The 14,683-nt window shown below is 55.6% G+C and carries 10 protein-coding genes, 1 tRNA gene and 1 pseudogene; 9 read left to right on the top strand and 3 right to left on the bottom strand.

Features of this window, described 5'->3' with window-relative positions; translation table 11 throughout:
- Positions 1–157 precede the first annotated feature (157 nt).
- The 3 genes from A3709_RS09790 (at position 158) to A3709_RS09780 (ending at position 3,031) form a co-directional block, all read left to right on the top strand.
- On the top strand, positions 158–418 hold the full coding sequence (locus A3709_RS09790) for an alpha/beta hydrolase domain-containing protein (RefSeq protein WP_066053687.1): 261 nt from the start codon (positions 158–160) through the stop codon (positions 416–418).
- 425 nt (positions 419–843) lie between these two features.
- On the top strand, positions 844–1,905 hold the full coding sequence (locus A3709_RS09785) for a hypothetical protein (protein ID WP_066053683.1): 1,062 nt from the start codon (positions 844–846) through the stop codon (positions 1,903–1,905).
- Between the two features lie 46 nt (positions 1,906–1,951).
- On the top strand, positions 1,952–3,031 hold the full coding sequence (locus tag A3709_RS09780; RefSeq protein ID WP_066053680.1) for a dihydrodipicolinate reductase: 1,080 nt from the start codon (positions 1,952–1,954) through the stop codon (positions 3,029–3,031).
- On the opposite strand, the gene A3709_RS09775 is transcribed toward A3709_RS09780, so the two are convergent.
- Entirely contained in the window at positions 3,032–4,315 is a 1,284-nt protein-coding gene (locus tag A3709_RS09775) for a serine hydrolase (protein ID WP_082850036.1), read from the bottom strand.
- A gap of 143 nt (positions 4,316–4,458) precedes the next feature.
- On the opposite strand from A3709_RS09775, the gene A3709_RS09770 reads away from it, so the two are divergent.
- The 4 genes from A3709_RS09770 (at position 4,459) to dbpA (ending at position 7,225) form a co-directional block, all read left to right on the top strand.
- Positions 4,459–4,535, top strand: a tRNA-Ile gene (locus A3709_RS09770).
- A 126-nt stretch (positions 4,536–4,661) separates the two neighbouring features.
- Positions 4,662–5,204 (top strand): hypothetical protein, encoded by a 543-nt coding sequence (locus A3709_RS09765; protein WP_066053674.1) that lies wholly within the window; start codon positions 4,662–4,664, stop codon positions 5,202–5,204.
- 85 nt (positions 5,205–5,289) lie between these two features.
- On the top strand, positions 5,290–5,760 hold the full coding sequence (locus tag A3709_RS09760) for a thioesterase family protein (protein ID WP_066053672.1): 471 nt from the start codon (positions 5,290–5,292) through the stop codon (positions 5,758–5,760).
- A gap of 55 nt (positions 5,761–5,815) precedes the next feature.
- A complete protein-coding gene (dbpA, locus tag A3709_RS09755; protein WP_066053669.1) occupies positions 5,816–7,225 on the top strand; it encodes an ATP-dependent RNA helicase DbpA in 1,410 nt (469 codons plus the stop codon).
- Positions 7,226–7,896: 671 nt separating this feature from the next.
- Here dbpA and A3709_RS09750 read toward each other — a convergent pair.
- A complete protein-coding gene (locus A3709_RS09750; protein WP_066053666.1) occupies positions 7,897–9,081 on the bottom strand; it encodes a pentapeptide repeat-containing protein in 1,185 nt (394 codons plus the stop codon).
- Between the two features lie 644 nt (positions 9,082–9,725).
- Positions 9,726–10,715, bottom strand: coding sequence for a phospholipase A (locus A3709_RS09745; protein WP_082850034.1), 990 nt, complete (start codon positions 10,713–10,715; stop codon positions 9,726–9,728).
- A gap of 512 nt (positions 10,716–11,227) precedes the next feature.
- Between A3709_RS09745 and A3709_RS25005 the strand changes: the two are divergent.
- Positions 11,228–11,602 (top strand): annotated as a pseudogene (locus A3709_RS25005) (transposase); the annotation flags it as partial.
- 534 nt (positions 11,603–12,136) lie between these two features.
- Positions 12,137–14,590 carry a TonB-dependent receptor gene (locus tag A3709_RS09735; RefSeq protein WP_066053658.1) on the top strand — a complete coding sequence of 818 codons (2,454 nt, stop codon included), beginning with the start codon at positions 12,137–12,139 and terminating at the stop codon, positions 14,588–14,590.
- Positions 14,591–14,683: the final 93 nt, after the last annotated feature.

Raw genomic sequence — 14,683 nt, 5'->3', positions numbered from 1 at the left:
CATCATGGACGCACGCAGATTTCGCTCCATCGAGGCCGGCATCACCGCCAGGGCAGTCGCCTCTGCAACACTGAACAAGGCGCGGGGCTGGTTAAAGGATGACTATCTCTGACGCAAGACTCTGATACTCGGCGGCACCGGCTACATCGGCCCCCACATGGTGCGCGAGGCACTGCGTAATCTGGAACGGTGGATATGCGACGGTACACAAGCGCCGGAGGCCAAGCGAATTGCGTCGCTAAATGACAACACGGCTTTCCAGTTTGATGATGTAGTCACTTTGCTGGGCGGGGGGCGCTCGCCCTATGTCGACACGCCACCGGCGCGCATGTCGGGTAAAGCCAATATTAGCGCCCCTGGTTGTGGCCACTCCGGCACCACCACCCTGTTCGACACGGCCATCATGGCCATGCTCTAAACCGACCGACAAGGCTACATCGATGCGGTCGATGTCGCTACCGACGAAGCTGTGGCGTCCCGTTCTCTGCTCGGGGAGGATTGGGTGCGTATTCGCGCTGCAGCTGGACTAGAGTGGGATGCTCTTAGCAACTGGTTCGGTTGGCTGGCCAGCACGAGGCTTATCCCAGCCGCCCGTGCTCCACCCAGCACAGCACGCGACACAGAGATCGCGCTGTAAGCCTGTGCGATTTGCAAGGCTGCAGACGGACGCATAGTCGCGCTAGACGAATATCAGGATTCCGCCCAGATCGGCGCTGCGCTCAGCGCGGTAGTCCAGCATGTCATCCCACCGCTAAGAATCGCGCACTCCATCGCACTCTAACAGTCCAGCGATATACCAACGCCGTATAAGCTCTGTGCGTTGCATAAAAATAAGGAGCTACCATGCCGTTAAGCGTCGTTACCTGGGGAACCGGCAACGTGGGCAAATACGCCCTGCGCGCCGTTATCAATCACCCTGAACTCGAACTCGTGGGCCACATCGTCAGCAGCGATGCCAAGGCCGGCAAGGATGCCGCCGAACTCGCCGGGCTGGACACGCCAACCGGCATCCTCGCCTCAAACGATATTGACGCCATGCTCGCGCTCAAACCCGACTGCGTGTGCTACACCGCCCACTCGGAAACCCGCATGCTGGAGGCCGCCCAGGACCAGGCCCGCTGCCTGCAACAGGGCATTAACGTGGTGGCCAGCTCTCTGTTCATGCTGCAACAGCCCGACAGTCCCGATGTGGGCTTCCTGGCCGAACCCATCAAGGCCGCCTGCGAAGCAGGCCAGAGCACCTGTTTTAACAACGGCATCGACCCCGGCTTTGCCAACGACACGATGCCGCTGGTATTCACCGGCCTGTCCGAATACTGGACTCACGTGCGCATGCAGGAAATCATCAACTATTCGACCTACGAGCAGGAAGAAACGATTCGTGAGGTGATGGGCTTCGGCTACCCCGTGGATCACAAGTGCATGCTATTCGAACCCGGCGCCCTGTCCCTGGGCTGGGGCGGCGCGGTGCGTTCGGTGGCAGCCGGGCTGGGGGTCGAACTGGAACGGGTGTACGAGGTACACGAGCGCCTGCCGCTGGAATCTGACACTGAAAATGCTATGGGTATTTTCAAGGCCGGCACCACCGGGGCCATGCGCTTTGAAGTGCGCGGCGTGATCGATGGCAAAGACGCCATCGTCTTGGAACACATTACCCGCATCACCGATAACATCGCGCCTGAATGGCCCACGGGAAAGGGCTATCGCGTCATTATCGAGGGCGAACCGCGCATGGAAATCAGCATGGATATGGAAGATCAACACGGTGATCATGCCGTGGCCGGTGTTATCCAGACTGCCACCGCCATCGTCAATGCCATTCCGGCCGTGGTGAACCACGCCCCCGGCATGGTCGCGGCCTTTGATCTGCCCAAAATTTCCGGCAAGGGTTTATACCGCGGCTAAGCCGCAGCCAGTAACACCAACAATAATCACAACAGGAGTTCGGAGCATGACGTATAAAGTGGTGCAGTGGGCAACCGGCAATCTCGGCAGGCCCGCCATTGAGGGCATTGTGTCCCACCCGGAACTGGAACTGGTCGGGGTGTGGGTGCACAGCGACAGCAAGGTTGGCCAGGATGCTGGCGCGCTGGCTGATCGCCCCGACCTGGTGACCGGCGTTAAAGCCACCAACGATATCGATGCCCTGATCGGGCTTGCGCCAGACTGTATTCTCTACAGCCCGCTGGTCCCCATCGAAAGCGAGATCCTCGCCTTTCTCCAGGCGGGTATTAACGTGGTGACGCCACTGGGCTGGTTTTATCCCCGCGACCTGAAAACAACCGCCATCGACGCCGCCTGTGAGCAGGGCCAGAGCACACTACATGGCACTGGCATTCACCCCGGCGGCGTGACTGAAAAATGGCCGCTGGTGATGTCCTCGTTCTCACGCGATGTGACCTATGTCAGCTGCGAAGAGTATTCAGACTGTCGCACCTACGGCGCACCCGATGTGCTACACGACATTATGCTGTTCGGCAGAACACCCGAAGACGCCGCCAACAGCCCCATGTTGCAATTGCTGGGCTCAGGCTTCGGCCAGTCAGTGCACATGATCGCAGACGCCATGGGCTTTACTCTGGATGGCCCACTGCGCGCCAGTCACGATTTCGCCCTCGCCACCGCCCCCATCGACACTCCCATGGGTGCGATACAGCCTGGCCACGTGGCCGCCCAGCGCTTTCGCTGGGAGGGCCTGAGCAACGGCGAGCCGGTGGTGAAGGCTGAGGTGAACTGGTACATGGGCACCGACAATATCGAAACCGATTGGTTTGAGGCGGACAAAATCGCCGCCAGCGGTGAGTGCTTTGCGATGCGGGTAGAGGGTGATCCGCCAGTGTACATACAGACGCACGGCGTACACCCCACCCGGGACATGGACTGGAGCGAAGTCCACCGGCGCAACCCCGGCATGGTGGCCACGGCCATGCACTGTGTGAACAGCATCCCCTTCGTATGCCGCGCCGAACCCGGGATCAAGACCTACCTGGACCTCCCCCTCATCCACGGTAAAGCCAAAGTGGTGGACTGATCAGAGCCCGGCAAAGGCAATAGCCTGAGCCACGTACAGGGCAAAGGGAACTTCGTTGCCGGGGGAGGGCTCTGTCTGGGACAGCAATACCCCCACCAGCCCGGTTTCCGGGCTGACGAAGAAATGGGTACCGAAGTACCCCGCCCACCAGAAGTCACCCGTGCGATCGGGGGTCACGCTCGCTTCGTCATCAGCCACCACCGCAAACCCCAGGCCCCAGCCAATGCCTTCAATTCCCTCATGAGCCATCACCCCACCCGGGACATGCAGGGCCTGTATCTGTGCCAGCGTGTCGGGCTGCAGCACCTGCACGCCCTGGTAAGTGCCATCATTCCATAGCATCAGGGCGAACCGCAGATAGTCCCCTGCAGTAGACACCAGCCCGCTGCCGCCCTCGGGGAAATCAGCATCAATGGTAGAACCAAAATCGATCAGTTCTCCCGAGGCATCGTGACGATACACCGTGGCCAGGCCACTGCGATCCGCCATATTGACCAGGTAGCGCGTGTGCCCCATGCCCAGTGGTTCAAACACATTTGCCTGTAAATAGGCATCGATACGCTGCCCGGATACAACCTCCACGACCGCGGCCAGGGCATCCGCCGACCAGCCATAGCGCCAACGGGTGCCAGGCTCTTCAAACAAGGGCAGTGAGGCCATGGCCGAAATACGTTCCTGCAATGTGCCAGCGCCCTCTTCGCGGGGGCTGTTGGCCTGCCAGTGTTGCCAGAGTTCGGTTTCTTCATCCCGCCCGGGGCCGATACCCGAAGCAAACATCAACAGGTGGCGGACCAGCACCGGCTGAGCAGGCCGGGTATCAAAATCACCCTGTGCATTGCGGGCCTGACTTACCGCGACCTGACTGTCAGCAAAAGCAGGTATATATTTTGCGACAGGGTCATCCAGATCCATGCGCCCCTGCTCGACCAGCTGCATAGCGGCCACGGCGATCACGGGCTTGGTCATCGAGGCGAAGCGCATAGGGGTGGTGAGCATCATCGGCCGTTCGCTGGCGATATCGGCCCAGCCGTAGGCATTGGCGTGAATTGGCACACCGTCGCGGGCAAACATCAGCACATAGCCGGCGCGGTTGCCGCGCCAGACATCCTGGCGCAGATAGGCATCCATGGCGGCCCGGCTCCACCAGCTGAGGTTCTCGACCTCACCTGGATTCTCCTGCGCCGCTGGCACCCCGGGATCCAGGGTTTTGCCACTGCACCCCATAAGAGAAAACAGAACCACCCAACCCGCCACTAAGGACAGAACACCTGAACGTCGTTGCATTGGAACCGACCCACGTTTGTTATTATCAGTGTGGTCAATTCTGCCCGGATTGGCGGGAAGTGCAAGCTACACATCGGGACAGCGCGTGACTCGGGGGTGGGCGAGCGACCGATTCTTCCTTATAATCCCCGCTCCCTCGCAAAGGGCCTATAGCTCAGTTGGTTAGAGCATCCGACTCATAATCGGCAGGTCGAAGGTTCAAGTCCTTCTAGGCCCACCATTTCTTATCGATTATCAAAGACTTATAGAGTCTTTCACCCACCGACTGCCTGCGAGGGGAAGGGTGGCAACGAGTAGCCCATGGTCGGAGGCCTCCCCGATATCAAAGAGGCCCGCTGTACCGCTTATGCTAACCGCAAGTAAACTCGAAAAAATCATCGAACTCGAACAAAACCTTCGCGCTGAATACCAGGACAAACTGGATGCGCTCACCGCCGAGGCCGAACGCTATAAAGCGGCATTGACTGATCAGCAGGAGCAGCTGCAGACGACCATCGACCAGCAACTGGAAAGCATTAAGCAGCTTACCGCCAGCGCGGTAGCCAATGAGAAGTTGGAGCAGCAGAACCGCGAACTGAGTAACCGCAGCCAGAATTTGCAGGACGAGGTGACTACAATGAAGCAGCGAATCAAAAATCTGCAGAAAGACCTGGCTGAAGAACGCCAGCAGGTGAAGACCCTGGCCCAGTTTGATCCCGCTCGAATGAAGAAGAACCTGGACGCGAACAAGAAAAAACTGGCTGAGAAGACCAAAGCCAATGAACTGCTCGAAAAGTCGCTCAAGGAAGCTCGCGGAGCGAGCGCCGAGCAAAACCAAAAGTTGAAGGAAGTCAGGAATGAGCTGGCGCAGTTGAAGGCGAGCCTGGGGACGGAGGATGAGGCGGCGTAAAGCGGGCTCTGGCCCACCCCGCTGGTTGCGTATTGCAGGGGCGGCAACTGCGAACGCAATCAACGCACGGAATGATGAGGTTCCGATGAAGCAAAAGGACGAAAACACACAGCGGAAGCACATCGATCTTCCCGAAAGCTTTTTTTTCTCGACCGAGTACGAGGTTCTCTACTCGGATGTGAACTCCGCCAATCACCTCGGTGCAGATCGAGTGCTCCCCATCGCCATGGAGGCCCAACTGCGCTTTATCAAGCGCCTGGGCTACACAGACGCCATGGCGTTCGAAGATGCAGGGCTGATCATGGCGCACTCTGAAGTACAGTATTTGTCGGAAGCCAAGTACGGAGAGAAATTGCTGATTGAACTCACACCCAGCAACCTGGGCCGAAAGAGTTTTAATCTGGTGTATCGTATCCAGAATCTGACTCAGGACCGCGAGCTGGCCCGGGTAGTCACAACACTACTTTTCTTTGATTATCAGGCCAGCTGCGTCATCGAGGTACCCGAAACCTTCAGAGATCGGATAGCGAAGGTTCAGGCCTCGAATCGCTGTTAACGCACCACATTTCCGGCAACAGACTTGGCCATAGGCTCCAGGACACTTTAATCAGATGAACAGCTCCTTCTCACAGCTACCGCTACCACCTGCCCAGTTGGAGAATCTCGAGCAAATCGGCTATCGCGAGATGACGCCGATCCAGGCTGCTTCACTTCCGCTCACCCTGGCGGGCCAGGATTTGATCGCCCAGGCCAAAACCGGCAGCGGTAAAACCGCCTCTTTTGCCCTGCCACTGCTCTGCAAGCTGAACCCCCGGGATTTTGGCGCACAAGCCCTGGTGCTGTGCCCAACCCGTGAACTGGCTACCCAAGTTGCAACAGAGATCAGGCGACTGGCGCGCTATCAGGCCAATATTAAGGTGGTCACCCTGTGTGGCGGCCAGTCCATCGGCCCACAAATTGGCTCACTTGAACACGGTGGACACATAATCGTGGGCACTCCGGGGCGAATTAAAGATCATCTGCGTAAACAGACATTGGACCTCTCCCGCGTCAACACATTGGTACTGGATGAGGCGGACAGGATGCTCGAGATGGGCTTTGCAGAGGACATCGGCGACATCATCAGCACCACACCAACATCGCGGCAAACCCTGCTATTCTCTGCCACCTACCCGGACGATATCAAGCGATTGAGCCACCGCTACCAGTCAGACGACGTCCAGATGATAAAGGTGGCGCCTCAGGCCGAGGACCAGCAGATCGAGCAACTGTTCTACATCTGCCAGCCTGCCGCCAGGCGAGAGGCCTTACTGCAGCTTATTGCCCAACACCAGCCCGACAGGGCAGTGGTGTTCTGCAACACCAAAGCGAGCGTGCGGGAAGTAACCCAAGCTCTCAGCGACGCCCACGATGACGCCCTGGCCCTGCACGGCGACCTCGATCAACGCGAACGCGACCAGGTGCTTGTGCAATTCAAGCACAACAGCGTGCGCCTGCTGGTGGCGACGGACGTAGCTGCCCGCGGCCTGGACATCGACGACCTCCCCGCAGTGATCAACTACGACCTCCCCAGGGAAACCGAGCAATACGTGCACCGCATCGGTCGTACCGGCAGAGCGGGTAAGTCAGGCCTGGCCCTCAGCCTGTTCACAGACAAAGAGCGCTATCGCCTGGATGCGATCGGCCAATACCTTGATCGCGAAGTGGAATTCGAAGCCGTCGAGGCGCTGCGCCCCACGGCGGCCAGTCTGCCACCGCCCACCTTCGTGACCCTGGCCATTGCCGGCGGTCGTAAGAATAAGGTACGTCCGGGAGACATACTCGGTGCGTTGACCCGAGAAGGCGGTATCGAAGGGAATGCAGTGGGCAAAATAGACGTGCTGGAGTACGTGGCTTACGTCGCCATCAAGCGGTCGCAGTCCAAGCTCGCCCTGAAGCAGTTGTCCAACGGCAAGATCAAGGGCCGCAAATTCAAAGTGCGGAAACTATCGCTCAACCACAGCCGCGATCGAAGGAGCTGACCAGCTTCAGCCCGTCACTAGATCGGTTAGCGGCTCCGACCCATAATCGGCAGGCCGAAGGTTCAATTCCTTCTGGGTCCACCATCTCTCATCGATTTTCAAAGACTTATAGAGTCTTTCACCCACCGACTGCCGCAAGGGGAAGGGTGGCAACGAGTAGCAGAAAACTAAACTAAGTCGTGCTCATGCCCAACCAAGCATACAGGGCCGCCTTCCCATCCGGAGTGCACAACCAGACCAGCGGCGCACAAAGCGAGTATTCAGTATCGATATTGCAGTTTGTGGTCGCTGCAGTAGATCTGACAGAGTTATCACCTGAAGCGAAGGTCAGGACATCATCGATAGAATTCTTGCTCATCTTGAGAGAAAGGAGCAGAACGCCCCTGCCCTGCCACACGTGGCACCACCGGCCAAAAACGTCGACTTAGGCATAACTACTTTTCGCAGGAAGCAAATCCACGAACCCAAGTCAGCAAGGACGCTAATGAAAATCTCGTGGCACAAGTTGTTGCGTATTCTCGTTTGGGAATGAACGGATATGAATAGCATGCCCAAGGCAGTGAACAGGATTTTTGGATCAACAAGGGGACACTTCCCCAGATCAGTTGGCTCAGTCGACGAAATCAACGAGGGGGTCTAATCTCAAAATAACATGCCCACTCGATGGAGCCCTACCCCCCGGTCACAACGCTGCCGTCGGGTCTGATCGCTCCAATGGCGTATGCTTGATTCAAGGTGTTGTCATCGATAACAGCACCTCGGAGATCAGCCCCTGATAAATAGGTGTTGTTATCCATCAGTGCGCCGGTTAAGTTTGCGCCCTGCAAATTGGCGCCCGACAAATTGGCACCTTTCATATTGCAGAAAAGGAACGAGCCCTTTTCCAAATCAGATGAAGATAGATTAGCCTTCGCCAAAGTGGCAAATGACATGTCTACTTTCGGCGCATAGACACCCACCAATAATGCTTTATCTAATCTGGCTTTCGTAAAGTTCGCGCCAACTAGCGATGATTCCGTTAGGTCTGCCTTACTGAGATTTGAATCACTCAGGTCAGCGCCATCTAATGACATATCCATCAGGCCTGCTTCTAACAGCTCCATTCTGTTCATGGCGCATTTCTTTTGATTCAGACGCTCCATCGCAATCTGTCTCGCCCGTGATATCTTCACGCCGTGGGAACTGTCAATCGTTTTCCAGCATTCAAGCAGTCCGGCCTTTACTGCGTCGTTATTGCCGCGAAGCATCGTCAGCACTAACAGCACCAAGGAGCAGGCGCTAAGTAACCTGGTCCAATCCGGAACCCCATAAATCGCGGCAATCTGTAACACCACCGCCGAAAACGCCAACCAATATACTAATAACTTTGGCACCTCCAGAGCATATAGCCAGCCTAAAGCACTGGTTTTTAGTGGTTTCTTTGCGGAACCTCTCGTGCTTGGGTTTTGCGCGTGCGCTCTCGCCGCACCCGCCTGCATGATTCTAGCAGCGTTGCTATAAACCTCTGACCAGGCTGCAGCATAGTCATCCGTCCATAGCTCGCCTAGCTGCTCCTCAAGGGTCTGAAGCAGAGTTTGGCCCACTATAGAATAATGTGACTCCAGCACACCATAAGACAAGTGTCGCTGCTCCAGTGGCCCCAGCATATTCTGCAATTTATCGGGGTCATGCAAAGCCGCAACCATGGCGGTTAAAGCAGCAAGCAGTTTATTGGCCATTTTTGTCATCGAGGTGTTCGCAAAGAGTGGCATCAGATGCGGCGATTGCTCTGAAATTCTTTGATAGAAGAGCTCTGCAAACCTCTGTCCATCGGGCAGTTTCGCGAAGCTCTCCTCAACCAACTTAATCGTGTTCATTCTTAAGAGTAACCTTTATTAAACCGACTAAATAATGTGTCAGTATAAGTGAATAAATACCCGATTCATTCTGAGCACCATAGTCTGTCTACCAATCGGTGGAAGTAACCAGAACGGCTCGAATTTACTCAAGCGACTGACACTTCTTATATTTTCCGCCAAGGCTCACAGTCACACTGTGTTTGACTTCAACGGTTCTGTGCGACCTGGAAGATAGCAAACGAGCTAGCTTTCGCCGATATGGGCAGCGGGACAGGCGCTACCACTCAGCCCCTGGCGCAGGCCTTGAAGGCATCGATCACCGCAGAGAATGTACTGCCTTTCCAGTCCGGGAGGCCGCACCTAATCTGGCTCGAGGGCACTGTATATAATATGGTTTTCGCGAACGACACCACGGCGGAGCGCCCGTTCCTGAGCCCGGGACCGTGCCCGCTGTGTCGGGGGTACCCAGAGCCACGCCAACCCCGCAGCAGAATGGCGCACGTTCTGGGAGCAAGCGTATCCCGAGGTAGACACAGCCAGCAAGGAGCTTCGAGGCTGGAGGCGCAGGCAATTATCGAACCGGATCGCGCCGAGATCGTCTTCCGCGGCCGGAAAAATCGGGACTTAAGCCACAGGTATATATCGCCCGCAATGTATTGTGGTTACAGCAAATCCGTCATGGTCACACCGATGCCGATGCGATTGGTCGATTCGTCATAGTCGATCAGGCTTTCGCCATAACCATTAAAATACTGCACATATCCTCGAAAACGATCGCTGTTCCCGAGCGGGAACGTCCAGTCAAGCTGGATGGCGCCCTTGTTTTCGCTATTCAGGTTGTTGCGCAGGGTAAAGCCGAGCTCTTGCCGACCTAGCTGCCACACACCGTTCAGGTCACCGTAGCCCATATAGCGATAAATACGGGGGTTGTCGTCGTCTTCCTCACTCTCTGGAAGTCGATACCAGGCGCGGGCGATCAGGGCAAAGTTTTCGCGTTCAAAGGTCGCACTGCCTATCACCCGGTTCCAACTGCGTGAGAGCAGGTCGCCGCGTCCATTAGACTGGTGGGTCAGGCTGAGTCCGAGCATGGTATTGCGGAAACCCAGCACTTCAAAGTCGTTCGAGCGGGTGAGCATCACCTCGGGCTGATAATTGGTTTCCCTGAACGGCGCAGATTCATCGGAGTTGTATACCTGCCACCAGTTTTCCTGTGTATAGGCAGCCCACAGATCGGTGCCCTCGCCGAAAATATCCCGCCATAACATCGCCTTGAAGCTGATCTGAAACTTCGCCTCAATCTTATCCATCTCGGCGCCCGGGAAGATATCGGCCCAGGCCTCCTCGTTTGGTGTGCTGTTGTAGGTGACGGGCAACAGATAATTGCGCTTGTGAGGAATAATGGCCCAGATCTGGTCGACGAGTTCCTCCTCTTTTTCCAGGCGCGCGGTGAGTGGTCCTGTGTGTTCCTCGCGCTCTTCAGCGGCGACCGGCTCGACCGAGAACTGCGCCGCATTCCGGGCCAGCTTGTCGTAACAGGCGAGTCGCTGCGTGTCGGCAGTGATCGTGGCACAGTCTGACAGGCTGGCCGCTTGCGAATGGGCAGCGAAGAAAAAGGCACCTAGCGATAGTACAACGCGAATTAAACGCATCATCGGGGACGATCTCTTTCAGTCAAGGGTATGTGGGCATGATAGCGCTAGCGAACGCACGTATACAGCCGCAAAAGTTACGTTGTTTGCCCCCCACCAGTGTTCGTGTGCGGCACCAGGACTTGCCCTGTGGACTGACGAGCAACGTTAGGGGAATCGAAAACGGTCCTAGCAATAGGCTGAATAGCGCCCATAGACCGCTGCTCCCGCCTCGACCTGATGCGGTGTTCCAGGCGATACCACCGCAGACCACCCACATAGCGACACACGCATAGGCTGTCATAACTTCATGCCGGCAAGCGGCGATCTGAGTTCCAGATTTACCAAGTAGCCACCTACCATGATTGTGCAGGCAGTCAAATTGACATCACCATTTTGTAGCATGCCATTGTCGAATCGATATATGAGATCAACGTTGCCCGCGATCATACCCTCGTCACAGGTCCGCTGGGCATCGCAAAACTGTTGATTGACCTCCTCGTACGCCTGCCACTCGGCCGCTCGGATTCGCTCTCAACTTGAATATTCACTGTCACATCCAGGTCCTGGAGGGCATCTATGTGTATCGCTACAACAGGCCGTCCCGATTTCAACGCGTCAAGCCACCGGACAAAGGCGAGCTGGGAGAGTTGGCTCAACGGATCAGCCAGCGCGTTGGCCGCTGCCTCGAACGCCAAGACTTGCTAGAACAGGAACCCGTGAGCGCTTCGCTGGACCAGCCTGAGTCTGGACTGGAGCGAGTGGCCAAGGCCCAAGGCGTCTCTGTGCACGCCGAGGTCCGCTGTAAGGGATATCAGAAAGACGGGCCTGAGCGCCTGTGTCGATACATTTCCCGACTCGCCGTGGCAGCTCACCGGCTTTCATTGAGTTCCACGGGCAAAGTGATCTAGACCCTGAAGAGACCGCACCGGGATGGAGCGAGAGAGGTGGCCTTCGAACCAATGGATTTCTTTGCCCGTCTGACTACCCTGGAACACAAAGCATGCGTCAACCTCACTCGTTACCAAGGCGTCCTGGCGCCAAGAAAGCGATATTGTGTACTAGTCACAGCAGCTAGGCGCGGAAAAGGTATCAAGTACATCGCCAACGAAGAAATTTGCACGACCGGCAAGAGTCATGCACCAATATGGCGCAGCGCGAGTTCAATATCGGGTTCATCTAAAGCGCCTATCCACAGCGCAGCGCTATTTTTTGATGTCATTCTGTGGCTTTCGCATAACTTTTCGTCACTGGCGCAAACATTGCATACCTTAATCTAATTCATAAGAGGGGGTACTCTTAAGGTATTGCCTTACCGCCTCCCCATGATCTCGAGGAAAACCTCACCCAAAAGCGATGGATACCATTTATCGGCCGTCTTTGACGGCGATTAACCGCAGAGAATGCGAGATCACCCGTACTCTAACGAGAGGAGAGCCAACAAAATGCCTGCTGGAACCAGGAAACGTAGAAATCCCCTTGCACACGCTGTAGCGATGGCATCTGCACCAGCTATTGCGATGTCCACACCTCATACCTTCGCGCAAGACTCTAGCGGAGCCATGCTCGAAGAAGTAGTTGTTACCGCATCTCGCCGTAGTGAATCAGTCCAAGATATCCCGATCAATATTTCGGCGGTCACCGGCGAAAAAATCAACGAGCTGCGTTTGTTTGGGATCAACGAGATCTCTAGATATGTACCTGGTTTGCAAGTGATAGACCGTGGCCCAAGAGACGAAGTGCCAGATATTCTCGTGCGAGGATTGAACACCACAGGACTGGGACCAGGATTTTCTTCAAATACTGTGGCTACATACTTCGGAGACATACCCGTAGCCTTCGATGTAAAGCCTGTCGACCTTGAGCGCGTGGAGGTGCTCATCGGGCCGCAGGGAACCCTCTATGGTCAAGGCACCATGGGCGGCGCCATCCGATACCTACCACAGCGCGCTGATTCAGAGGAGTTCAGTCTCGACGTTCGTGGGGTCATTAGTCAAAGTGGCGAGGCCGATGATTTCCTTAATGACGCCGGTTTCACAGTCAACCTCCCGATCATCAAGGGTCAATTGGCGCTCCGAGCAAATGTTGACCGCCTGGACGACCCAGGCTTCATCGACTATTCATTCGTAGTTAGGGAGTCTGGGGCTTCCGATCCAGAACCAGACTTTGATAATCCTGATGAAGTAGAGGCGAACCTTCGAAACGCTGAAGACGTCAATTTCGAAGAAACCTTATCCATCCGGGTCAATCTTCGCTGGACTCCAAACGATTGGCTGGATGCTAGCCTGTGGTATCTCAACCAGGATACCGAAAGCGGTGGCAGACAAATCTCCCACGAGTTGGCCTTTGGGACGAGTTTCTACGAGTCAGGACTTCGCTACTTAGAGCCAAACGATTATGAAAACGAGCTCATCAGCCTTGATGTGAAGGCCGATCTTGGTTTCGCAGAGGCAGTTTTCGTGTATGGCGAAACTGACTTTGACGAACTGGGACAGCGTGATCAAACGGACCTGCTGCTCAATTTCGAGTATGGATATGAGGCTTTCCCACAGTTTTCATCTTTCACCAGAGAAGTTGTGGAACAGGAAACCGACACGCTTGAAATTCGCTTCGTTTCGCAGCATGACGGACCAATATCCTGGGTAGCTGGCTATTTCCAGAACGAACTGGAAGCGTTTAATGAGTCTCGCGAGTTCACGCCAGGCTTTGACCAGTTTGCCGTTGAAAACTTTGGCGGTGTTCAACTCCGCCCCGATAGCCTCGAATATATCTCCCGTGGTTTTAACAGCGAAAAAGAAACCGCATTCTACGGTGAGATCTCTTACAGAATGTTGGACGAACGCCTTGAATTTACGGTTGGTTATCGGGCGTACGAGTTCGAGGTGGACAACACCAGTGGTTTTGGTCTGCCACTGTTCGAAACAGTATTCCTGGGCGAACCGCAGGATTCTATAAATATCGATTTAGGTACCAACGTGGGGGACGACGATGGAGATCTGATAAAGCTCAACGCCTCGTTTGACATCGACGAAGACAACATGATCTATGCGACTTATTCTGAGGGATATCGGAATGGCGGCGTCAATGCGGTGCCTGCCTGCACCGATGAGCAGATCAATAGTGGTACACAGCAACTCTGCGCTCTCCCCGACGAAGTTTTTGTAGACCCTGATCAGATCGACAACTATGAGCTCGGTTACAAGGGCTATTTACTTGAAGGAGCCATGTCTATTCAGGCCGCCCTGTTTTATATCGACTGGACTGACCTACAGGTCGGCACGGTCACCGATTTCGGTAGCCTGCCAATCACAGGCAATGGCTCTGCCGCCGAGAGTAAGGGCTTGGAGTTCCAGGGATCCTGGGCGCTGACCTCAAAGCTGCAAGCAACGTTGACGTATGCATATACGAACGCGGAGTTAGTCGAAGACGCGCCGGGCCTGGTAGGCAATTTTACAGCACTTAGTGGGGCACGCCTGCCAGGACACGCAGAGCATCAAGGCACTTTCAATATTTTCTACAGCACGAGTCTCGGGGAAATGGATCTGGACATTAACTACGGCTTTGTATACTCCAGCGATGTATTGAATGTCACAGGCGGTGGCGACGATCCCCTAGTTGATAGCGATGGAAACCCCGGGGATTTTGGTGGCGAAGCTATACCCTCTTACGACGTGCATCACCTCTCGGCGACGCTCAGCAAAGACAGTTGGACGTTGCAGGCTTTTGTGGACAATCTTCTTGATGAGGAGTACGTAACTGGTACCCGCACAACGAGAAGGTTCTTACAGGACGAGCGGACGGGGCCGGGAAACAATATCGGTGGATTTACGCTACGATCATATGGAAACTTCGTGGGAGCTCCGCGTACTATCGGTTTGCGCGCCACCTACAGCTTTTGACGTCTCCTGCGACGTCGTCAGCAATGACGGCGTCGTTGTCTAAGCCGTGGAAAGTACTCCTATCTCAAACAGCCTCATGAGTTGAGGTATCGG

Source organism: Halioglobus sp. HI00S01, assembly GCF_001635445.1.
GTDB lineage: Bacteria > Pseudomonadota > Gammaproteobacteria > Pseudomonadales > Halieaceae > Halioglobus > Halioglobus japonicus.
The sequence above is the reverse complement of the archived record's forward strand: the minus strand, read 5'-3'. Positions and strand labels throughout refer to the sequence as shown.